General features: G+C 74.3%; 4 protein-coding genes. All 4 read right to left on the bottom strand.

The window, feature by feature from the left end; translation table 11 throughout:
• Nucleotides 1-46 precede the first annotated feature (46 nt).
• The 4 genes from OHT52_RS29265 to OHT52_RS29250 all read right to left on the bottom strand — a co-directional run bounded on the left by OHT52_RS29265 (nt 47) and on the right by OHT52_RS29250 (nt 23,898).
• Nucleotides 47-7,675, bottom strand: coding sequence for a non-ribosomal peptide synthetase (locus tag OHT52_RS29265; protein WP_328723182.1), 7,629 nt, complete (start codon nt 7,673-7,675; stop codon nt 47-49).
• Nucleotides 7,672-22,158: a non-ribosomal peptide synthetase gene (locus tag OHT52_RS29260; RefSeq protein WP_328723181.1), complete on the bottom strand. Its 14,487-nt coding sequence runs from the start codon at nt 22,156-22,158 to the stop codon at nt 7,672-7,674. The genes OHT52_RS29265 and OHT52_RS29260 overlap by 4 nt, the downstream gene beginning before the upstream one ends.
• 441 nt (nt 22,159-22,599) lie before the next feature.
• On the bottom strand, nt 22,600-22,818 hold the full coding sequence (locus OHT52_RS29255; protein WP_328723180.1) for an MbtH family protein: 219 nt from the start codon (nt 22,816-22,818) through the stop codon (nt 22,600-22,602).
• 684 nt (nt 22,819-23,502) lie between these two features.
• Entirely contained in the window at nt 23,503-23,898 is a 396-nt protein-coding gene (locus tag OHT52_RS29250; RefSeq protein ID WP_328723179.1) for a GNAT family N-acetyltransferase, read from the bottom strand.
• Between the last annotated feature and the right edge of the window lie 487 nt (nt 23,899-24,385).

Raw genomic sequence — 24,385 nt, 5'->3', positions numbered from 1 at the left:
CCGGCTCCGGGGACGGAGAGGGGCATCCCCCCGTCCCCGGATTCCGTCATGGGGCGGCCGTCACCTGCCGCGGTGCCGGCAGGAACCCGGTGCCCCGGAAGTACCTCAGGTAGCGGTCCAGCACCTCGTCGGTGAGCGGCGGCAGGTGGACGCCGAGGGCGGCCACCGCCCCGGTGGTGCGGCCGGAGTCGAAGCGGCGGTGGTCCGTCGCCCCTCCGCCGGACCCTTCGCCGTCGCCGCCGCTGCCGCCGAGGAACAGTTGTGCCGCGTTGTCGGGCCGGGCCGCGACGCGGGCCCGCCACTCGTCGGCGGGTACGGTGCGCACCTCGTGGCCGAGGCGGCCGGCGGCCTCGAAGACGCGGTCCAGGCCGGGCGCGTCCGGGTTGGTGTGGTGGTACGTCCCGTCGCCGGAGCGGCCGGAAAGGGAAAGCGCCACCACCGCCGCGCTGACGTGGTCCACGGGCACCCAGTCGGTCGAACCGTGCGGCAGGTCCGGTACCGCCTCCGCCTGCAGGCACCCCTTGATCAACTGCCAGAGCAGGTCCCGGTCCTGGCAGGCGCCGGTGGTGGTGTCGCCGCTGATGCGGCCGGGGCGGTGGACGGTCACCGCAAGTCCGCGCTCCCGGGCGAGGCCGACGAGCCCTTCGGCGACCCATTTGCTCTGTGCGTAGCCGTCGGGCAGCGCGGCGGCCGGGCCCGTCGGGCTCGTCTCCGTGAGGAGGGTGACGGGGCCGGAGGCGGGGGCGTAGACGCCGGTGGTCGAGACGTAGTGCATCCCGGGCGATGCGGAATCGGCGAGCAGGCGCAGTAGTTCCTCGGTGCCGGCGACGTTGGCGGCACGCAGATCTCCGTACGGGGCGGCGAAGTTGACGTGTGCGCCGTTGTGCAGGACAGGGCCGAGACGGCGTACCAGGGCGGTCCGGTCCTCGGGTGACAGCCCGAGCCCCGGGGCGCCGAGGTCGCCGGGGACGGCGTGGATCAGTTCGGCGTACCGGGGGTGCCAGAGGCCGTAGTGCTCCAGGTTGGCGCGCAGCCGGTGGGCTGCGCGGGCCCCGTCCTCGGCGCGTACCAGGCAGTCGACGGGGCCGCCGGTGGACTCGATGAGGTCGCGCAGGAGGAAGGCGCCCAGGAACCCGGTGGCGCCGGTCAGCAGTGGGCGGGCGGACGGCCGGGCCGGGCGGCGGGCGGGTTGGGGCGGCGGGGCGCTCCGGCCCGTGCCGGTGATGTCCGGGGCCAGCCGGACCTCCGCGGTGAGGTCCACGTCGGCTGCGCTCGGCGTGGGGACCCCCTCCCCCGCGCCGCCCGCCAGGAGGCGGTCCAGCCCTTCGACGGTGGGCGCCGCGAACAGGGTGCGCAGGGTGGGGCGTTCGCCGCAGCGCTCTTCGATGCGCTGGGCGAGGTTCACGGCAAGGAGCGAGTGGCCGCCGAGGGCGAAGAAGTCGTCGGTGACGCCGACCCCGTCCACCCCGAGGGTCTCGGCGAACGCCTCGCAGAGGGCCTTCTCCCGGTCGGTGCGCGGGGCGCGTCCGCCGGTCGGTGCGGAACGGTCGGGCTCGGGCAGGGCTCGCCTGTCGGTCTTGCCGTTGGGGGTGAGGGGCAGCACGTCGAGAGTCACGTAGGCGGCGGGGAGCATGTGCTCGGGGAGAGCGGCGGCGAGGTGGGCGCGCAGCTCGGACGCTCCGGGTCCGGCCTGGCCGTCCGCCGGCACGGTGTACGCGACCAGGCGCCGGTCGCCCGGGCGGTCCTCACGGACGACGGCGCAGGCCGCCGCCACGCCGGGCAGGGCGGTGAGCACGGCCTCGATCTCGCCGAGTTCGATGCGGAAGCCGCGCAGCTTGACCTGGTCGTCCACGCGGGAGACGTAGACGAGTTCACCCTGTGCTCCGTCGCCACCGGCCCAGCGGACCAGGTCGCCGGTCCGGTACATCCGGCCTCCCGTACGGTCGCCCGGATCGGCCACGAACCGGCTCGCGGTGAGACCGGGCCTGCCGTGGTAACCGCGGGCGACTCCCGCCCCGGAGACGTAGAGCTCACCGACGACACCCACCGGCACGGGGGCCAGCCGGTCGTCCAGGACGTGGACCCGGGTGCCGTCGACGGGTACGCCGATGGGCACCGTGCGGTCGGGGGCGAGCGGTCCGTCCGGGTGCTGGGCGGCGCTCATGGTCGCGCAGACGGTGGTCTCGGTGGGTCCGTAGGCGTTGACGAGGAAGCGGCCGGCCGCCCACTCCCGTACCAGGGCCGGGGTGCACGCCTCGCCGGCGAGGACCACGGTGGTCCCCACGGGCAGCGAGCCGGGCGGCATCACCGCGAGCGCGGCGGGCGGCAGGGTGAGGTGGGTGGCCCCGCGTTCGCGGACGGTGGCGGCGAGAGTGGGGCCGGGCAGCAGGGCGTCGCGTTCGTCGATCTCCAGGCAGGCCCCCGAGAGCAGCGCCATGCAGAGTTCCCAGAACGCGGCGTCGAAGCTGACGGACGCCATGTGCAGCACCCGGCTGTCCGGGCTGACGCGCAGCCGTTCCCGCTGGGACCTGGCCATGGCGCCTGCGCCCCGGTGGGTGACCACGACCCCCTTGGGCCGGCCGGTGGAGCCGGAGGTGTAGATGACGTAAGCGGGGTGCTCCGGCAGCGGGTGCCGGGCCGTGGCGGGGCCGTCGCCCGGGTCGCCGGGGTCCGTCGCGTACAGGGGGGGCACCGGTGTCGCGGGGAGCCGGCGGTGGATCGCGGGGGTGGTCAGGAGCAGGCGCGGGCGGGCGTCTTCGAGCATGTAGGAGAGCCGGTCGGCGGGGTAGTCGGGGTCGAGCGGTACGTACGCCGCCCCGGCCTTGAGGACGCCGAGGAGAGAGACGAGGAGCTCGTGGGTGCGGGGCAGGGCGACCGCCACCCGGTCCTCGGGGCCGACGCCGAGGGCGGTGAGCCGGCGGGCGAGCGCGTCGGCGCGGGCGTCGAGGGCGGCGTACGTGAGGGTGGTACGGGCGTCGCGCACGGCGGGCGCGTCCGGGGTGCGCCGGACCCACTCCTCGTAGAGGGAGGGGACGGTGGAGCCGGGCAGGTCGTCCGCGGGACCGGTGCCCCAGATCGCCAGGCGGGTGCGCTCGGTCGCGGTGAGCACCTCGTACGTGTGCAGGGGGCGGGACGGGTCGGTGGTGACCGCGTCGAGCAACAAGGCGAGGCGTTCGGCGAGGGCCCGCACGGTGGTGGGGTCGAAGAGTTCGGTGGCGTAGTCGACGGTGGCCCGCATGCCGTCGGGCGCCCCGTCGGCGTCGTGGGTTTCGGTGAAGGTGAAGGAGAGGTCGAACTTGCTGACGGCCGTGTCGACGGGCACGGCGGTGACGGCGAGTCCGGGCAGTTCGACGGGGGCGGCGGGGGTGTGGTTCTGGAGGACGAGCATGGTCTGGAAAAGGGGGTGGTGGTTCTGCGAGCGGGCGGGGTTGAGGAGTTCGACCAGCCGCTCGAAGGGCACGTCCTGGTGCGCGTGCGCCAGGAGGTCGAACTCCTTCACGCGGGAGAGGAGTTCGAGGAACGTCGGGTCGCCGGAGAGATCGGTGCGCAGCACCAGGGTGTTGACGAAGAAGCCGACGAGGTCGGTGGCCGCCTCGTCGGTGCGGCCGGCGACCGCCGTGCCGAGCGGGATGTCGTCCCCGGCGCCGTGGCGGGAGAGCACGAGCGACAGGGCGGCTTGGAGCACCATGAAGACGGTGCTGCCGGTGGCGCGGGCGAGGTCGTTGATCCGCCGGGCGGTGGCGCGGCCCAAGTCGAAGGCGTGGGTGGCGCCGGTATGCAGGGAGACGGGCGGGCGCGGGCGGTCCCGGGGCAGCTCGACGATCTCCGGGAGCCCGGCCAATGCGGTGCGCCAGTGGTCCAGTTGGCGGTTCAGCAGGCTGTCCGGACCACCGGGCCCCCCATCGAGCAGGCGGCGCTGCCACAGGGCGTGGTCCGCGTAGTCCACGCGGAGCTCCGTCCAGGCGGGGGCCTCGCCGCTCAGGCGCGCCCGGTAGGCGGTGGCGAGGTCGCGGGCGAAGGGGGCGAGGGACGATCCGTCGGCCGCGATGTGGTGGATCACCAGGATCAGGACGTGCGCTTCGCCGGCGAGGCGCAGCAGGGTCGCCCGGACCGGGAGGCGGTGTTCGACGTCGATCGGCTCGGTCGCGGCGGCGCGGACCCGGTCGGCGAGTTTCTCCTCGTCGGCGGCCTCGACGACGAGCGGGAGCCGCACGTCCTCGGGTGCGGTGATGTGCTGGCACGGCCCGCCGTCACGCTCCGGGAAGACGGTGCGCAGGGAGGCGTGCCGGGTGACGACGTCGCGCAGCGCCCGGTGAAGGGCTTCGGTGTCGAGCGGCCCGTCGAGGCGTACGGCGAAGGGGATGTTGTAGGTGGCGGAGGGGCCTTCGAGCTTGTGCAGGAACCACAGGCGCTGCTGGGCGTAGGAGAGCGGGAGGGTGGCGGGGCGTTCCTGCGGGACGAGGGCGGGGCGGGCGGGGCGGCGGGCGTGTTCCAGAGCGGTGGCGAGCGTGGCGACGGTGGGGTTCTCGAAGAGGGTGCGGATGTCCGCCTCGGTGTCCAGGGCGGAGCGGATGCGGCCGACGAGACGGGTGGCGAGCAGGGAATGGCCGCCCAGGGAGAAGAAGTCGTCGTCGGCGGCGACGCGGTCCACACCCAGCACGTCGGCGAAGAGCCCGGCGAGGATCTCCTCGTGGGCGCCGCGCGGCGGTCTTCCGGCCGGTCCGGTCGGCCGGGCGGGCACGGGCAGGGACTGCCGGTCGAGCTTGCCGTTGGGGGTGAGCGGGAGCGCGTCGAGCAGCGCGATGGCGGCAGGCACCATGTACGCGGGCAGGTGGCGGCCGACGTGCGCGGCCAGCAGGCCGGGGTCCGGGGTGCTGCCGGGCGCGGGGACGACGTAGGCGGTGAGGGCGCGGTCGCCGGACAGGCCCTCGCGGACCAGGACGCAGGCGGCGCGTACGGACGGGTCGGCGCGGAGCACCGCTTCGATCTCGGCGGGCTCGATGCGGTGCCCGCGCAGTTTGATCTGCTGGTCCGCCCGTGCCAGGTGGTGGAGGGCGCCGTCCGGGTCGCGGCGCACGAGGTCGCCGGTGCGGTACATGCGGGCTCCGTCCCCGGCGAAGGGGTCGGCGACGAAGCGGGTGGCGGTGAGTCCGGGGCGTCCGAGGTAGCCGCGCGCGACGCCGGGGCCGGCGAGGTACAACTCCCCTTCGGCACCCGGGAGTACGGGGCGCATGGCCGTGTCCAGGACGTGGGCGCTCATGCCGTCCAGCGGCCGGCCGATCGCGGGCACCCCGTCGGGTTCGTCGCCGGGACGGACGCGGTACAGGGTGGCGAAGGTGGTGGCCTCGGTCGGCCCGTAGGCGTTGAGGACGGTGGTACCGGGGTGGGCGGCGGCGAGCCGTTGGAGGACGCCGGGGGCGGCGGACTCGCCACCGGCGGCGGCCAGCCGCAGCATGCCGAGCGCGCCGGGGTCGGTCTCGGCGACGACGTTGAACAGGGCGGTCGTCAGGAACGCCGCCGTCACCCCGTGGCGTGCGACGAGGTCGCGGATCGCGGCGGGCTGGAGGGTCCCCTCGGGGGCGAGGACGACGCGGCCCCCGTTGAGGAGGGGGATCCACATCTCGAAGGTGGAGGCGTCGAAGGCGTAGGCGGAGTGCAGGAGCACGGCGTCGGCGACGCCGCCGCCCCAGGTCCGGTCCGCCGCGAGGGCGGTGATGTCGGCGTGGGTGACGCCGACGCCCTTGGGGAGCCCGGTGGAACCGGAGGTGAACATCACGTAGGCGAGGCGGGTACCGCGGCCGCCACCGTCGAAGGGCGGTTCGCCGGGTACGGCAGGTCCCCCGTGCAGCACCCGGCCGGCCGGGTCGACGGTCACCACCGGTGTGCCGGGCGGGAGTTGCCGGACCCAGGGGTGCGCGCGGGTCGACTCGTCGACGACGAGGACACGCGGGGCGGACACCTCCGCGACCCGGGCGAGGCGTTCGGCGGGCCAGCGCGGGTCGAGGGGCACGTAGGCGGCCCCCGCGCGCAGGGCCGCGAGCGAGGCGGTGACCAGGGCGGTCGAGCGCCCCAGGAGGATGCCGACACCGCTCTCCGCCCGGGCTCCGAGCCCGGTGAGCGCTCCGGCCAGTCCGTCCGAGAGCCGGAGGAGCCGGGCGTAGGTCAGCTCCTCACCGGCGCCGGTGACGGCGATCGCGTCCGGCTGCTGGGCGGCGATGCGCGCGACGGCTTCCGGCACGCCCGTCGCCGTCGCACCGGGCGGGAGTTCGGCGCCCCGCCCCCGGGTCACCAGTGCCTCGTGTTCGCCGTCCAGGAGAACGGGTACGGCGTCGGCACGCAGGTCGAGCCCTTGCGCCATCACCGTCAGCAGCCGGCGCATGCGCGCCGCCGTGCGGGCCACCTCCTCGCGGCCCAGGACGGCTGTCCGGTGGCCGAAGGTGATCCGCAGCGTGTCGCCGGGGGCGATGGTGAGGGTGAGCGGGTAGTGGGCGGCGTCCGTGCCGCGGAGGCCGGTGACGGCGATGCCGGACAGCCCTTGCTGGGCGGTGCGCAACGCCTCCGCGTCCAAGGGGTAGTTCTCGAACACCGTGAGGGTGTCGAAGAGTTCGTCCAGGCCGGTGGTCCCGCGGATCTCGGTCAGCCCCACGAACTGGGCTCCGAGGAGGCGCCCCTGTTCGTCCTGGAGGCGGGTCAGGAGCGTGGCCAGGGTGTCGTCGGCCGCCGGCCGCAGCCGTACCGGCACGGTGTTGATGAACAGTCCGACCATCGACTCCACCCCGGGGATCTCCGGCGGCCGGCCGGAGACGGTGGTGCCGAACACGATGTCGGGGCGGCCGGTGAGCCGGGTGAGCAGGAGCCCCCAGGCGCCCTGCACCAGGGTGTTGAGGGTGAGCCGGTGCGCCCGGGCCGTCTCCCGCAGCCGGACGGTGGTGGCCTCGTCCAGGTCGAGGACGAGCGTCTCGGGCAGTTCGCCTCCGTTCCCGGACCCGCCCGGGGCGGGCTCTCCCGAGGACGGTGCGCCGCCGCGCCAGGCTCCGGCGAGCAGTGTGGGCGCCTCGATGCCGGCCAGCGCGGCGCGCCAGGTGTCCAGGGCCTCCGCGCGGTCCTGCTGGGCCAGCCACGCGAGATAGGTGCGGTACGGGGCGACCCGGGGCAGGGCGGAATCGTCGCCCCCGGCCGCGTACAGCTCGAACAACTCCCTCACCAGCAGCGGCATCGACCATCCGTCCAGCAGGATGTGATGGCAGGTCATGACGAGCCGGTGCGTGCGCGGCGCGGTGCGGATCAGCGTGAAGCGCATCAGGGGCGGGACGGCGAGGTCGAAGCGCCGGGTGCGGTCGGCGGCGAGGAACGCGGCGAGGCGCTCCTCCGTGGCCGCGGGACCGTCCGGGCCGGTCAGGTCCAGTTCCTCCAGGGGTACCGGCACCTCGGCGGCGACGGCCTGGACGGGCTCGTCCAGGTCCTCGTGGAGGAAGCCGACCCGCAGGTTGGCGTGCCGTCGCAGCAGGCCGCCGACGGCGGCGCGCAACACGGAGACGTCGGGGGTGCCTTCGAGGTCGAAGACGAACTGCGCGGTGTAGACGTCCACGGCGGTGGAGTCGTACAGCGCGTGGAAGAGCATGCCTGCCTGCAACGGCGTCAGCGGCAGTACGTCTTCCAGCTGGAACCCGGTCACTTGCGTCCACCCCACTTGTTCTGCAGTCGGTCGATCTGGGCCTGGTCCAGGGAGACCAGGGGGAGGTCGGACGGCGTCCAGCCGCCCGCGTCGGGCCGTCCGGCGTCTTCGGCGAGTACGCGCAGGGCACGGGCGAAGGCCTCGGCCAGGGCTTCCACGTCCTTGTCCGGGAGGAGTTCGACGGGCCAGGTCCATCGGGTCACCAGGGTCGGTCCCTCAGGTCCGTCCTCGGTGTGCGCGTTGATGTCGAGCACGTGGTGGACGGGCATGCCGGGGTCCTGGGACCGCGGACCGCCGGCGTCGAGCAGCACCTCCCAGTCGGCTCCGCCCGACTCCCCCGTGTCCCTGGAAGCCCCGTACCTCCCCAGGTAGTTGAAGCCGATCTGGGGGTCGGGGGCGGTGGCCAGCCGGGGGCGGGTCGTCGCGTTGAGCCGGCGCAGCATCCCGTAGCCGACTCCGTGGTCGGGGACGGTCCGCAGCTGTTCCTTGACGCGCTTGAGGGCGCGTTGGGCCAGGGCGGCGTCGAAGCGCCCGGGGTCGCGGGGGTCGAGCGGGCCGGGGTCCAGCCTGACCGGGTACAGGCTGGTGAACCAGCCGACGGTACGGGACAGGTCGAGGCTCTCGTCGATCTGCTCGCGGCCGTGGCCCTCCAGGTCGACGAGGACGCTGGGGCCGTCCGTCCCGCCCGGAGTCCCTTCCGCGCGCCGGGCGCTCACCGCGAGGGCGAGGCCGGTGAGCAGTACGTCGTCCACTCCGGCGTGGAAAGCGGTGGGAACGGTGGTGAGGAGGGGCCGGGTCCAGGTGGCGGGCAGTCGGGTGACGAGGGTGCGGGTCCGGTCGGCGGTGTCCCGGCCGGGGTCGAGCGGGCGGTGTCCCAGTCGCGAGTCAGGGGTAGTGAACATCGCTTCCCAGAGCGGCAGTTCCGCCTCGCGTGCCGCGTCGCGCGCCTGGGCGGCGAGGAGGTGTGCCCACTGCCGGTAGGAGGTGGTGGCGGGGAGGGCCGCGTGCGGCCCGGGACTTTCGGTGACGGTCCGCCAGGCGGCGGCCAGATCGTCGGCGAGGATGCGCCAGGAGACGGCGTCGACGGCCAGGTGGTGGATGACGAGGAGCAGCCGGCCGCGCGCCCGGGGCCCCGCGTCGCACCAGACGGCCTCCACGACGTTGCCGTCCGAGGGGCTGAGCCGGCCGCGGGCCTCCTCGCCCGCCTCGGTGACGGCGGCCCGGACCGCTTCGGAGCCGAGACCCACGAGGTCGATCCGGGTGAACCGGTCGCCGGCGGCGACGGAGCCCCGGGGCAGCGCTTCGAGGACGGGCTCGCCCCCGGCCGCCTCCGTCACGCGGAGCCGGAGCATGTCGTGCTGGTCGATGAGGAGTTGCAGGGCGGCGGTCAGGCTTTCCGGGGCGGCTCCCAGCGGCGTGCGCAGCACTGCGGACTGGTTGTAGCCGTCCGTGGTTCCGGGGCGCTCCAGGAACCAGGCGACGATGGGGGTCGCCGGCATGGTGCCGGCCCCTCGCCCGTCGGGCGCGAAGGCGGCCGGGCCGGACGCGTCGCCGTGGTCGAGCGCGGTGGACGCGGCGGCGATGGCCTCGGGCGTGCGGTGGACGAAGACGTCGCGGGGGGTGACCCGGAGGCCGGCCTCGCGCACCCGGCTGACGAGCTGGATGGAGAGGATGCTGTCGCCGCCGAGCGCGAAGAAGTCGTCGTCGGTACGGACGGAGGGCACGTGCAGGACCGAGGCGAACACCTCGCAGAGGGCCCGTTCCCTCTCGGTGCGCGGCCGTCCGCCGGAGCGCACGGCGGCGGGTCGGTCCGGGGCGGGCAGGGCCCGCCGGTCGGTCTTGCCGTTGGGCAGCAGCGGCAGCGCGTCCAGGGTCACGAAGACGGCGGGCACCATGTACGGCGGCAGGGTCCCGGCGAGGCGGGTGCGCAGTTCGCGCTCCGCCGGCGCCGGGTCGCCGTCGCGTGTGCCGGGGACGGTGTAGGCGACCAGGCGCCGCTCGCCGGGCCGGTCCTCACGGACCAGGACGCAGGCGGCGGCCACGCCGTCGAGTGCGGCGAGCGCGGCCTCGATCTCACCCGGCTCGATGCGGAATCCGTTCACCTTGACCTGGTCGTCGGCGCGGCCGACATGGGTGAGCAGGCCGTCGGCGTGCCGCCGGACGAGGTCGCCGGTGCGGTACATCCGGCTTCCGGCGGGTCCGTACGGGTCGGCGACGAACCGTGCGGCGGTCAGGCCGGGGCGGCCCAGATAGCCGCGGGCGAGCCCGTCGCCCGCGAGGTGCAGTTCGCCGGTGACGCCGGGCGGCACGGGCCGCAGACCCGCGTCGAGGACGTAGGCGCGGGTGTTGTCGACCGGGTGTCCGAGCGGCACGCTCCCCTCCCCCGCCGGTCCGCCGGCTTCGGCGGCACGGTGGTGGTGGGCGGTGGCGTCGATGGTGGCCTCGGTCGGCCCGTAGAGGTTGTGCACCTCGGTCCGCCAGTCCCGTGCGACGCGTCCCGCCAGTGCCCGGGGCAGGGGTTCGCCGCCGCACAGGACGGCCCGCAGCGTTTCGGGGGCCTGGCCGGGAGACGTCTCGGTGAGGACGACCGCGAGGTGCGAGGGCACGAACTGGGCCACGGTCACGCCTTCGGCACGCATCCTGGCCAGCAGCCCGGCGGGGTCGTGGTTGAGGGCGGGCGGCACGGGGCAGGTCGAGCCGCCGTGCAGCAGCGGCAGCCAGGTCTCCCAGACCGAGGCGTCGAAGCTCGGCGAGGTGCGGGCGAGGACCCGGTCGTCGCCGGTGAGGCCGAGGTGGTCCGCCATCCACGCCATGTGGTTGGTGAGCGAGGCGTGGGTGACCACCACTCCCTTCGGGGTGCCGGTCGAGCCCGAGGTGTAGATGACGTATGCCGCGTCGCTCGGGTCGGGCGCCGGGACGGGCGGCGTGGCGCGCCCGGTGGACCAGGCGGCGCGGGCGTCGATCGCCAGGGCGGGCAGGGTGAGGTGTGCGGCGCGGCCGGTGTGGGTGAGGAGCAGCGCCGGACGGGCGTCTTCGAGCATGTGGGCGATACGCGCCTCGGGGTACTCCAGGTCGACCGGCAGATAGGCCGCTCCGGCCTTCGTGACCGCGAGCATCGCGAGGACCTGGTCCGCGGTGCCTTCCAGGGCCAGCGCGACCAGGTCGCCCCGGCCGATGCCCCGGTCACGCAGGTGGTGTGCCAAGTCGTCGGACAGCAGATCGAGTTCACCGAAGGTGAGGCCGTCGCCGCCGTCGCGTACGGCCCGCGCCCCGGGGGTGCGGGCGACTTGCGCGCGGAACGCCTCGGGCACGGTACGGGCGGGCCCGGAGCGGGTCGGGCCGTGCGCGACGCGGTCCAGGCTCCGTAGCTCGTCCGGGCCGAGGACCTCCACGGCGTTCACGCGCCGGGCGGGATCGGCGGAGAGGGCGGTGAGGAGGCCGGTCAGCCGGGCGGCCAGGGCGTGGGCGGTGGCGGGCACGAAGAGTTCGGTGGAGAACTCCAGGACGCCCCGGAGACCGGCCGGCCGCCCCGAGTCGTCGTGCTCCTCCGTGAAGGTGAAGGTCAGGTCGAACTTGCTGATGCCGGTGTGGACGGGCTGTTCCGTCACCGTCAGTCCGGGCAGGCCGATCGTGGCGTCCGTCTGGTTCTGGAGGACGAGCATGGTCTGGAACAGCGGGTGGTGGTTCTGGGCGCGGACGGGGCTGAGGGCGTCCACCAGCCGCTCGAACGGCAGGTCCTGGTGGGCGTAGGCCGCCAGGTCGAAGTCCCGCACCCGGTCGACGACTTCACCGAAGGTGGGGTCGCCGCTCAGATCGGTGCGCAGCACCAGGGTGTTGACGAAGAAGCCGACCAGGTCGTCGAGCGCCTCGTCGGTGCGGCCGGCGACCGCGGTGCCCAACGGGATGTCCTCACCGGCTCCGTGGCGGGAGAGGAGGACCGCCAGAGCGGCCTGGAGGACCATGAAGAGGCTGCTGCTCCGGGCCCGGGCCACGTCGGCGAGCGCCCGGTGGGTGTCAGCACCGACGGTGAAGGAATGCGCGTCGCCGCAGTGGGCCGGCACGGCGGGTCGCGGCCGGTCGACGGGCAGTTCGAGCAGGTCGGGGGCGCCGGTGAGTGCGGCGCGCCAGAAGGCGAGCTGGCGGGCGGCCTGACTGGAGGGGTCGTCCTCCTCACCGAGCAGTGCGCGCTGCCAGAGGGTGTAGTCGGCGTACTGGACGGCGAGCGGGGTCCAGCCGGGCTCCTCGCCCGCGGCCCGCGCCCGGTACGCCTCGCCCAGGTCGCGGGCGAGCGGGGCCAGCGACCAGCCGTCCCCGGCGATGTGGTGCAGGACCAGCACCAGGACGTGCGCTTCGGGTGCGATCCTCAACAGCCGTGCGCGCACCGGGAGTTCGGTGCTCACGTCGAAGGCGTGCGCCACCTCGGCCGTGAGTGTGTCGCCGAGGTCCACGAGGTCGGTGTCGCGGGGCGTCAGGTCGAGGTCGGCACGGGCGGCGTCGAGCACCGACTGCCGCGCGACACCGTCGGTTTCGGGGAAGACGGTGCGCAGGCTCTCGTGGCGCCCGACCACGTCCGCGAGGGCCTGCTCCAGGACCCGCGCGTCGAGCGGGCCGTCCAGGCGGAGCACCAGCGGCACATTGTAGGTGGCGCTGGGCCCCTCCATCCGGCCGAGGAACCAGAGGCGCTGCTGCGCGAAGGAGAGCGGCAGGGGATCGGGGCGTTCTCCGGTTCTCTCCAGGGGTCTTCTGGCCTCCTCGGCGCCGTCCAGCACGGCGGCGAGGGCGGCCGGGGTGGAGTGCTCGAAGAGCGCCTTGACCGGGACCTCCACGCCGAGCACGGTGCGGATGCGGGCGGCGAGGCGGGTGGCGAGCAGGGAGTGTCCGCCGAGGGCGAAGAAGTCGCTGTCACCGCCGACGTGCGTCCCGTCGAGTCCGAGGACGTCGGCGAAGAGCCCGCGGAGGATCTCCTCCCGGGCGGTCCGGACGGTGAGGACCGCTCGGGCCGTGCGGCCCGCCCCCTTGCGGTCCCGGTCGACGGGCGCGGGTGCGGGCAGAGCACGCCGGTCCACCTTGCCGTTGACGGTCAGCGGCAGCGCGTCGAGCGGCACGAAGGCGGAGGGCACCATGTACGCGGGCAGGGAGCGGCCGAGCGACCGGGCGAGGTCGGCGGGCGTCGGGCGCGTACCGGCCACGGGCACCACGTAGGCGACGAGGCGCCGGTCGCCCGGGGTGTCCTCGCGGACGACGGCGAAGGAGTCGGCGACCCCCTCGCAGCGGGCCAGGACGGATTCGATCTCGCCGAGTTCGATGCGGTAGCCGCGCAGCTTCACCTGGCCGTCCGCACGGGCCACGTAGGCGATGTGCCCGTCCGGCGTCCAGCGGACGAGGTCACCGGTGCGGTACATCCGTGCGCCCGCCGGGCCGTACGGATCGGCGACGTAGCGGCCGGCGGTCGGCGCGGGCAGGCCGGTGTAGCCCCGGGACACCCCGCGCCCCGCGAGGTACAGCTCGCCCACCACGCCCGGCGCGACCGGGCCGAGGGAGCCGTCGAGCACGTACAGCCGCATGCCGTCGAGCGGGCGGCCGACGGGCGGCGGCCCTGCCGGGAGCCCGGCGGCCACGTCGAACCGGGTTGCGAAGGTGGTGGTCTCGGTCGGCCCGTACACATGGAGGACGCGCAGGCCGGGCGTGGCGGCGGCGATCCGCTGCATGGCGTCCGGGGAGGCGAGTTCGCCACCGGCGCACACCAGGCGCAGGCCACTGAAGGCCCCCGGGTCGGTCTCGGCGATCACGTTGAAGAGCGCGGTCGTCAGGAAGACGGCGCTCACGCCGTGCCGGCGGACGGCGTCGCCGAGGACGCGGGCCTCCAGGACGCCCTCCGGCGCGACGACGATCGTGCCGCCGCGCAGGAGCGGGGCCCAGATCTCGAAGGTGGAGGCGTCGAAGACGTACGCCGAGTGCATCAGCACCGCGTCGGTCGCGCCCTCGCGCCAGGCGGAGTCGTCGGCCAGCGCGGCCACGTCGGCGTGGGTGACACCGACGCCCTTGGGCAGACCGGTGGAGCCGGAGGTGAACATGGTGTACGCGAGGGCGTCCGGCCCCGGTACGGCGACCGGGTGGCCCGGCCGCTCGGGGGCACCGCGCAGAACGCGGCCGAGCCGGTCCACCACCAGGACCGGAAGCCGGCCTGCGGTCGCCGCCACCCAGGGGGAGGCGAGGGACGCCTCGTCGACGACGAGGACCCGCACCGACGCGACTTGTGCGACCTGGGCGAGCCGCTCCTCGGGCCAGCGCGCGTCCATGGGCGCGTAGGCACCGGCCGCGCGGACCGCGCCGAGGGAGGCCGTCACGACGGCGGGCGAGCGCGCGAGCAGCACGCCGACACCGGATTCGGGGCCGGCACCGAGTCCGGCCAGTGCGCCGGCGAGGTCGGCGGAGAGCGCGTCGAGATCGGCGTAGCTGAGGGTGGTGGTGTCGTCGGTGACCGCGACGGCGTCCGGGGTGCGGAGCGCCTGGGCGGCGAAGAGGGCGGGCAGGGTGGTGTCCGGGGCGGCCTCGCCGATCGGGCGGCCGGTGCCCCAGCGGGTGACCCGGGCGTGTTCGCCGGCCGTCAGCAGGTCGTAGCCGGCGAGCGGCCGGCCGGGGTCCGAGGCCACCTGTTCCAGGAGGCGGAGCAGCCGGGCGGCGAGGGTTTCGACGGTGTCGCGGTCGAAGAGTGCGGTGGCGTATTCGATCCCGGACGTGAGGCCGCCGTGTTCGGGCTCCTCGGTGAAGGCGAAGGTGAGATCGAACTTGCTCAGACCGTTGTGGACGAGCCGGTCCGCCACGGTGAGACCGGGGAATTCGGGGCGGACGGTCTCCTGGTTCTGCAGCACCAGCATGGTCTGGAAGAGCGGGTGGTGGTCGCCTGCCCGGACGGGGTTGAGGCTCTCCACCAGCCGCTCGAACGGCACGTCCTGGTTGCTGTAGGCGGCGAGGTCGAACTCCCTGACGCGCACCAGGAGTTCCCGGAAGGTCGGATTGCCGGACAGGTCGGCGCGCAGGACCAGGGTGTTGACGAAGAAGCCGACCAGGTCCTCCAGCGCCTCGTCGGTGCGCCCGGCGACAGGGGTGCCGAGCGGGATGTCGTCGCCCGCGCCGTGCCGGTGCAACAGGGTGGCCACCGCCGCCTGGAGCACCATGAAGAGGCTGCTCCCCGACTCCCTCGCCAGGACCAGGAGCCGGGCGTGGAGCGCGGGGGGTACGTCGAACTCGTGGACGTCTCCCCTCGGGTCGGCGGTGACCGGGCGCGGCCGGTCCAGCGGCAGGTCGATCAGGCCGGGCAGTCCCGCGAGCGCGGTGTGCCAGTGGGCCAGTTGCCGGCCCAGCACGCTCTGCGGTGCGGTGTCCTCGCCCAGGGTGGCGTGCTGCCAGAGGGTGTAGTCGGCGTACTGGAGCACGCCGGCGGCCGTCGGCGCGGGTTCCCGGCCGGCCAGCCGGTCCCGGTAGGCCTCGCCCAGATGACGGGCGAGCGGGGCGAGGGACCAGCCGTCGCCCGCGATGTGGTGCAGGACAAGCACCAGGACATGGCGACCGGGGGCGGCGCGCAGCAGCAGGGCGCGCAGCGGCAGGTCGGCGGTGACGTCGAACGGCTCGCGCACGGCGTCGAAGACGGCCTCGTCCAGATCGGCGCGGGCCACGTCCACGACCGGCAGTGCGGGAGCGGCGATGTCCGCGCCGACGACCGACTGGTGCGGTGTGCCGTCCCGTTCCGGGAAGAGGGTGCGCAGGGACTCGTGCCGCTCCGACACGTCGCGCAGCGCCGCGCGCAACGCGTCCGTGTCCAGTGCGCCGTCGAGTTCGAGCACCAGCGGGATGTTGTAGGTGGAGCTGGGTCCTTCGAGCCGGTTGAGGAACCAGAGCCGCCGCTGGGCGAAGGAGAGCGGCAGCGGATCGGGCCGCCGCTCGGCCGGGGCCACGGGAGGGCGGGTCCGGGCAGCCGGGTCGAGGGCGCGGGCCAGGCCGGCGACGGTCGGGTGCTCGAAGAGGGTGCGTACGGCGATCTCGGCGCCCAGTACGGCGCGGACGCGGCTCACCACGCGCATGGCGAGGAGCGAGTGCCCGCCGAGGTCGAAGAAGCCGCTGTGCGGGCCGACTTCGGCCACCTGGAGGACGTCGGCGAAGATCCCGGCGAGCAGTTCCTCCCGCAGGGTGAGCCGCCCGGGTCCGGCCGGGCCGTCGGCGCGCGGATCGGGTTCGGGCAGGGCGCGCCGGTCCACCTTGCCGTTGGGCAGGAGGGGCAGGGCGTCCAGTACGACGACGGCGGAGGGCACCATGTGGTGCGGGAGAGCCTCGGCGAGGCCGTCCCGCAGGGCGACGGGGCGCGCGGCGGGGTCGTCGGTCACGGCGTAGGCGACGAGGCGGCGCCGGCCGGGCGCGTCCTCGCGGATCACCGCACAGGCGCCCCTGATGGCGGGGTTCGCCAGGAGAGCGGCCTCCACCTCGCCCAACTCGATCCGGAAGCCGCGGAGTTTGACCTGGTCGTCGGCGCGGGCCAGGTAGTCGAGCAGCCCGTGGCCGTTCCACCTCACCAGGTCACCCGTCCGGTACATGCGGGTGCCGTCGGTGGTGAAGGGGTCGGCGACGAAGCGTTCCGCGGTCAGTGCGGGCCGGTGCAGATACCCCCGGGCGAGGTTGGGGCCGCTGAGGTACAGCTCCCCGGTGACACCGGGCGGTACGGGGCGCAGCCGGCCGTCCAGGACGTACGCGCGCATGGTGTCCACCGGTCGGCCGATCGGGACGGTCTCGGCCGGGGAGGCGGTCCGGGGGCCGTCCTCGCGGTGCGCGGTCGCGTCGATGGTCGCCTCGGTGGGCCCGTACAGGTTGTGCGCGTGGGCGCCCCAGTGGCCGGCGATCTGGTCGGCGAGGGCGCGCGGCAGGGGTTCGCCTCCGCACAGGACGGCGCGCAGCCGGGGCAGTGGCGCGGCATGGGCGGCCTCGGCGAGGACGTGGGTCAGGTGCGAGGGCACGAACTGGGCGACCGTGATGCCGAACCGGCCCATCCAGGCGAGCAGTTCGGCGGGTTCCTGGTTGGCCCGCGGCGGCAGCACGCAGACCTCGCCACCGTTCATCAGCGGGAGCCACAGCTCCCACACGGAGGCGTCGAAGCTGGTGGAGGTGCGGGCGAGCACCCGGTCCTCGCCGGTGAGGTCCAGGTGGTCCGCCATCCACGCCATGTGGTTGGCCAGTGCGACGTGGGGCACGACCACGCCCTTGGGGCGGCCGGTGGAGCCGGAGGTGTAGATGACGTACGCCGGGTCGTGCGGGTGGGGTACGTGGCGGACGCGCGGGACGTCCGGCGCGGGCGGGTCCACCGGGGTGTCGAGGGCGAGCCAGGGCAGTCCGGTCGCGGGCAGCGACGGGTGGGTGGCGGCCGTCGTGAGCAGCAGGACCGGCCGGGCGTCGTCGAGCATGTGCCGGATGCGGGCCGCCGGGTACTCGGGGTCGACGGGTACGTAGGCGGCGCCGGCCCGCAGCACGGCCAGCACGGCGACGACGGTGTGGACGGACGGGGGCGCGGCGACGGCCACCCGGTCCTCGCGGCCCGCGCCCCGCCGGCGCAGGGCGTGGGCGAGGGCGTCGGCGCGGGCGTCGAGTTCCGCGTAGGTGAGGCTGGTGCTCTCGTCGCGGACCGCGACGGCGTGGGGGGTGCGCGCGGCCTGCTCACGGACCGCCTCCGGTGCGGTGGCGGCGGGCAACGACCTTGTCCTGCCCCGCCCTTGGGTGAGCATCCGGTCCCGCTCGCCCGGCCCGATCGGGTCGAAGCCGCCGACGGGCCGGTCGGGGTCGGCGACGGCGAGGGCGAGGACACGGGCGAACCTTGCGCTCAGACCGCGGGCGGTGGCGGCGTCGAAGAGGTCGGTGGCGTACTCCAGATACCCCTCGATGCCGGCGAACTCAAGATCGGCGACGACGAGTTCGCTCAGCGAGAAGGTCAGGTCGAACTTGCTGATCCCGGTGTGCCCGGACCGGTCCCGGGTGGTGATCCCGGGCAGGTCCAGGTCGGTCCGCTCCTGGTTCTGGAGGACCAGCATGGTCTGGAAGAGCGGGTGGTGACCGCCGGACCGCTCGGGGTTGACGGCCTCCACGATCCGCTCGAAGGGGAGGTCTCCGTGGCCGAAGGCCGCGACGTCGAAATCGCGTACGCGCGCCAGCAGCTGACGGAACGTCGGGTCGCCGGAGAGGTCGGTGCGCAGCACGACGGTGTTGACGAAGAACCCGACCAGGTCGCCGAGAGCTTCGTCGGAGCGGCCCGCCGCGGCGGTGCCCAGGGGGATGTCCGTGCCGGCGCCGTGGCCGTGCAGCGTCACCGCCAGCGCTGCCTGGAGCACCATGAAGGGGGTGCAGCCCGCCGCGCGGGCGAGCCGGACGAGTGCGGCGTGTTCGGGGGCGGGCAGGGCGAAGGGGACCGCGTCGCCCCGGTGGCTGGCCACGGTGGGCCGCGGCCGGTCCAGGGGCAGGTCGAGGAGGTCGGGGGCGCCGCGCAGGGCTTCTCGCCAGTGGGCGAGCTGGATCGCGGCCAGGCTCTCCGGGTCGGTCTCGTCGCCGAGCAGCCGGTGCTGCCAGAGGGTGTAGTCGGCGTACTGCACCGGCAGCGCGGGCCAGTCGGGGGTGCCGGTGCCCTCCGTCCTGGCGCGGTAGGCGGCGCCGAGGTCGCGGACGAGGGGGGCGAGGGACCAGCCGTCGGCGACGACGTGGTGGAGGACGAGAACCAGGAGATGGCGGGCCGGGGCTTCCTGGAGCAGGCTCACCCGGACGGAGAGGTCGCCGGTGAGATCGAAGGGCTCGGCCGTCAGACGGCGGATCGTTTCCTCCGCCCAGGCTCCGACCACTCCCTCCGCACCAGCGTCTCCCCCCACTCCGGTTTCTCCGGTTTCTCCGGTTTCTCCGGCACCGGGTTCCCCGCCCGGGGGCCGCAGGACGGTCAGCGGGACCATTTCCGCCGCGACGGCCGCGTCGAGGACGTGCTGACGGGGCACGCCGTCGAGCTCGGCGAAGACGGTGCGCAGGCTCTCGTGCCGGGCGAGCACGTCGGCCAGGGCGCCCCGCAGGGCCTTCGTGTCGAGCGGGCCGTCGAGTTCCAGGACGAGCGGAATGGTGTACGTGTCGCCGGGGCCCTCCGCCTTGTTGAGGAACCACAGCCGCCGCTGCGCGAAGGAGAGCGGCACCACTTCGGGGCGCGGCTGCGGCGTGAGGGCGGGCCGGGCGGCGCCGGCGGTGTCGAGGACCGCGGCCAGCGAGGCGACCGTGGGGTGGTCGAAGAGGACACGCAGGCTGAGTTCGGTGCCCAGAGCCGCGCGCACCCGGCCGGTGAGACGGGTGGCGAGCAGCGAATGGCCGCCCAGGGAGAAGAAGTTGTCGTCGGCGCCGACGGCGGCGACGCCCAGCACGTCGGCGAACAGACCGGCCAGCAGCTCCTCGTACGCGGTGCGCGGGGCGCGGCCCGTGGAGGTCGCGGCGGGGGGTGCGGGCAGGGCGCGGCGGTCCACCTTGCCGTTGGGGTTCAGCACGAGCGCGTCGAGCGTCACGAACACCGAGGGCACCATGTAGCTGGGCAGGGCACGGCCCACCCGGCGGGCGAGCGCGGTGTGGTCCAGGTCCGTGCCGGCGACCGGCACCACGTACGCGACGAGCCGGCGGTCGCCGGGTATGTCCTCGCGGACCAGGACGCTCGCGGCCCGTACGCCCGGGTCGGCGAGCAGGGTGGACTCGATCTCGGCGGGTTCGATGCGGTACCCGCGCAGCTTGACCTGCCCGTCCACGCGTCCGACGTACTCGATCTCGCCGCGCGCGGTCCAGCGGACGAGGTCCCCGGTGCGGTACATGCGGGCCCCGTGCGGACCGTGCGGGTCGGCGACGAACCGCCCGGCGGTCAGCGCGGGGCGCTCCTGGTAGCCGCGCGCGACGCCGCGGCCGGCCACGTACAGCTCTCCCACCACGCCGGGCGGCACCAGGGCGAGCCCGGCGTCGAGGACGTGGAGCCGCATCCCGTCGAGCGGGCGGCCGATGGGCGGCAGTCCGCCCGCGCCGGCGGCGACCCGGTGGCGGGCGGCGAAGGTGGTGGTCTCGGTGGGCCCGTAGACGTGCAGGACCTGGGTGCGGGGCGCGGCGGCGGCCACCCGCTGCATCAGGTCCGGGGTGGCGGCCTCGCCGCCCGCGGCGACCACGCGCAGCCCGGCGAAGGCCGCCGGGTCGGCCTCGGCCACGACGTTGAACAGGGCCGTGGTGAGGAAGAGCGCGGTCACGCCGTAGCGGTCTACCAGACCGGCGAGGACCGGCGCCTCCAGGCCACCCGGAGGCGCGACGACCACCCGGCCGCCGTGCAGGAGCGGAACCCAAGTCTCGAAGGTGGAGGCGTCGAAGACGTACGCCGAGTGCAGCAGCACCGCCTCGCACGCCCCGCCGGTCCAGGCGGTGTCCGCGGCGAGCGCGAGCACGTCCGCATGGGTGACGCCGACCCCCTTGGGCAGGCCCGTGGAGCCGGAGGTGAACATCACGTAGGCGAGCCGGTCGGGGTGCGTCGCCTCCGGGAGGCGTCCCGGTACCGGTGGAGCGCCGCGCAGCACCCCGCCGAGGGCGTCGACGACGATCACCGGCAGGACGGCCGCGGTCACCTTGACCCAGTTCCGCCCGGCGGCGGCCTCGTCGACCACCAGGGCACGGACCCCGGCGACGCCCGCGACGCGACCGAGGCGCTCCTGGGGCCACTCCGCGTCCATCGGTACGTATGCGGCGCCCGCGCCGACCACGCCGAGGGTGGCGGCCACCGTCGCGGCGGAGCGGTCCACGAGGACGCCGACGCCGTCCTCCGCGGAGAGCCCCCAGCCCGCCAGCGCTCCGGAGAGCTCCGCCGCGCCGCGGGCCAGCTGCCGGTACGAGAGGGTGGTGTCGCCGTCCACCACCGCCGGGGCGTCGGGGGTGCGGCGCGCCTGCGCGCCGAACGCCTCCGCCAGGCCCACGGCCGGTTCCGGGACTCGCAGATCGGCGCCGCGGCCGTGCGCGAGGAGTTCGCGGGCGGCTGTCTCGTCGGTCAACGGCAGTTCGCGCAGCGGGGTTTCGGTGTCCGCGCCGGCGAGGGCCCTCAGGAAGGAGACGACGGCGCGCTGGCTCAGCCGCACGTCCTCGGGGCGGTACAGCTCCGGGTTGGCGTCGAATCCGATCAACGGCCCGGTCCCTTCGGAGCGTTCGGAGACGAAGAGGGAGACGTCGTCGACCGGTCCGATGGACAGAACGCGGGAGGTGGCGGGGCTGCCGGCGAATTCGAGGTCGTACTCGTAACCCATGATGTTGACGACGACGTCCGTCAGACGTGCCGCGTCGTCGGCCATCCTGAGTTCGCGGGCGAGTTGTTCACGGGAGAAGCGCCGGTGGCGCAGGGCCCCGCGCATCTCCAGGGCGACGGCCCGGACGAGTTCGCCGACCGTCATGTCGGCGGTGATGCTCAGCCGCAGCGGCAGGATGTTGGCGGTCATGCCGACGATGTGCCGCAGTCCGCCGTGGCGGCCGTTGGAAGCGAGGCCCACGACGACGTCCCGGGTGCCGGTGGCCCGGCCCACGTAGGCGGCGACCGCGCTCACCATGACGGCGGTCCAGCTGGTGCGGTTGGCGGCGGCGAGCCGGCGCAGCTCCTCGAGGACGGCGACGGGCAGCGTCTCACCGGTGTGCAGGTGCACACCGTCCGCGCCGGCCGGACCGCCCGGGGCCGGGGTGTCGGTACGGCGACGGATGAGCGGCGTGCCGCCCCGGGCGCCGGTCCCGGGGACAGAGCCGTCAGAACCGGCGGCGTCCGGAGCGCGGTCGGCGAACTTGGCGGTCCAGTAGGCCCGGTCGGCCTCGTACCGGTCGGATGCGAGGTAGGCGGTCTCGTCCGCGAGGAGGTCGGCGAGCGGAGCGGGCGGCAGCTCGGCTCCGGCGATGTCCTCGCCCCGCTGGACGCGAGCGTAGAGGTCGGCCACGGTGCGGGCGAAGACGGCGCCGCCGAGGCCGTCCACGACGATGTGGTGGAACCGGATGTACCAGTAGTGCCATCGGGGGCCGAGACGCAGCAGTGCCAGGCTGTGACGCGGAGTGTCGATGCGGTCGACGGTGGCCATGTCCTCGGCGAGGTAGCGCTCGGCCGCGGCCGCGGGGTCGTCGGTACCGGAGAGGTCGACCAGGCGGAGCCGGTCGGTGTGGGACCGGGGCACCGGCATGACCCGTTGGCGCACGGCTCCGTCCCTGAGGACGAACTCGACGTTGAGGCTGTCGCAGAGGGCGACCGCGCGGGCGACGGCGGCGGCGAACACCTCCGTGTCGAGATCGCCGCGGATCTCGAAGCATTCGGCGATGTTGAACTTGGGGCTCTCCGGTTCGACCAGTTGGCCGTACCACACGCCCTGTTGAGCCGCAGTCAGTTCGAAGAACTCTTCGGGAATCGAACGAGGCGGGATCGAGTCGTTTTCAGTCATACCGGTCGACACCTTTGGGGAGAGATTTCGGGGACGACGGAGAGGGCGGAGAGGGACAAGAGAAAGCCCACCGCACCGGTGCGCACATCGTCGGGCAAGAGGTCCGCGGAAGCGGAGAGAAGCCGCCGCACCCATGGCGGGATCCACCGGGGTATCACGCCGGGTGCGTTCACCCGACGCAAAGCCCGCCCCCTCCTCCGAAGGGTCGCGGGACGAATTACCGGCGCCTTCTGTGCGGCTCGAAAAAACCACGCGGCGGCACGGGAATCCTGTCCGCCGAACACGGATCAAAGACCGGTCACACCCCGATCGGTTCCGCTCCCACCAGACCCGTTAAGGACACAAGAAGGAGCAGAAGCGATCAAGGTGCGCACCGGATCACACACCGAAGCGCCATCCATCCCGAGGCGGGCGGAGCGCTTCCGTGTACCGGCGGCCGGCCTACTCGGCCGCAGCCTCCATGGCCCGCACCAGGCCGGCGGGCCGCATGTCGGTCCAGGCGGCCTCGATCGCGTCCAGACACTCCTGACGCGACCCCTCCGGGCCGACGGCGCGCCAGCCGCCCGGGATCTCGATGTGTGCGGGCCAAAGCGAGTACTGACCCTCGTCGTTGACCAGCGCCACGAACCGTCCCGACTCGTCATCGAAAGGATTGGTCACGGCCGTCCCCCACTTGTTCTCGCTCTTTCTGCGACATGTTCATCGGTCATTCCCGAGCACATCACGCCGGATCGTTTCCCGCCGCGATTCCGCCGGCCCCCGACCATTCCCCCGACGCGTCGGCGTACGAAGAGCGGCGAGATATCGCACACTTTTTCGATTGACCTTGGCGACCGGGTCGGGGTCACCCCGACTTCACCCGTTCATGCCAATCACATTAGAGGATGCACGGCCCGCCATGCCTCCATTCGCCCCATTGCCCGTACGCCCTCAATCCGACGAGGCGACACATCTCGCCCTGGACATATGCCAAGTGATCACCTGTGAACCTGTTCAGTCACCCCGTGTCCCGCTTGCGCGGATATCAATGAATTTGGTCCCCGGTATTCCAAGAAAGCGCCCGCGCGCGCCCGCAGACGCCGTGCCGCCGAATGATCCAACCGAGCTACCGTGCGCCGGGCACGCGCCCCGTCCGCCGCACCCTTGCCCGTGCCCGCGAGCGGCTCGTGCGCCGCCTCTCGCCTCCTGGGTGGTGCCGGCGGACAGAGGTCCCTCAGCGGCCCGGTCGTCCGGTGCGGTGCCGCGTCGTGGAGCGCCCGCCGCGAAGGCCGTACCGGCGCTGACCGACGCCCCACGCCCGACTCCCCGCACCCCGGAGTCGACTCCCCGTGCCCCGTGCCCGCGTCAGAGAGGGATCAGCCCCGCCTGCGTCACCCGGAAGCCGCAGACGTCGAGGTAGAACGTCCGTAGACGCTCCTCGAAGTCGACGTGCAGCCAGGAGCACCGCGCGGCGCGGGCCTCGTCGACAGCGACCGCGACGAGAGCCGTACCGACCCCGCGCGACCGGCGCTGCCGGGCCACGACCGTGTCCAGGAGAAAGGCGTGGAGGCCGCCGTCCCACGCCACGTTGACGAAGCCGATCAGCGAGCCGTCCTCCCACGCGCAGACCCAGCCCAGACTGTGGCGCTCCAGGCGCGCCCGCCAGTCGGTCCCGGTGGCCCGACCGCCGAATCCCTCGGCGTGCAGCGCGTCGAGGGTCGCGTTGTCGAACTCACCCCGCCACTCGTATGTGATCGTCATCCCAGGATCGTAGGAGCCGCCGCCGGAGCGTCCACCCCGGCGGGCCGACGTGCCGGTCCGCCCGGGCGGACCGACGTGCCGAGCGCTCGCCTCCCCCGGGCCGCGCCGTCGCGCGGATGCGTCCTACCGATCAGCATCAGCGGGCGAGCAAGGAGCGGTAGGTCCGACAAGAACGAGGCAGGGGAGGAGAAGCAGGCCTCGTCGTCCGAAGAGCGCGGGTCCGGTGTCGATCAGCAGGCCCGGCGTCCTTCAGCACTTCCCCGACGGCACCGTCGTCCGGGGGACTCGCAAGAGGCGGGTGAGGCACGGCCGAAGATTCCGGGCCGGCGGCCGGGCGAACCCGGCACCCGTCGTGAGGAGCGCCGTCGAACGCCGCGGGTCCGGCCACGGGTCCGGCCGCCGGAAACTCGGGACCGGTCTCCGCCGCGGAACCCCCGGTGGATCCGGAGGCGGTGGCCAAGGCCGCCGAGATCCCGCGGACCCGGTG

This window comes from Streptomyces sp. NBC_00247 (assembly GCF_036188265.1).
Classification (GTDB): domain Bacteria; phylum Actinomycetota; class Actinomycetes; order Streptomycetales; family Streptomycetaceae; genus Streptomyces.
The sequence above is the reverse complement of the archived record's forward strand: the minus strand, read 5'-3'. Positions and strand labels throughout refer to the sequence as shown.

What these genes read in the sequence shown, in the direction of transcription:
- OHT52_RS29260 (WP_328723181.1), bottom strand. Translation starts at nt 22,158, where the DNA reads ATGACTGAAAACGACTCGATCCCGCCTCGTTCGATTCCCGAAGAGTTC.
- OHT52_RS29250 (WP_328723179.1), bottom strand. Translation starts at nt 23,898, where the DNA reads ATGACGATCACATACGAGTGGCGGGGTGAGTTCGACAACGCGACCCTC.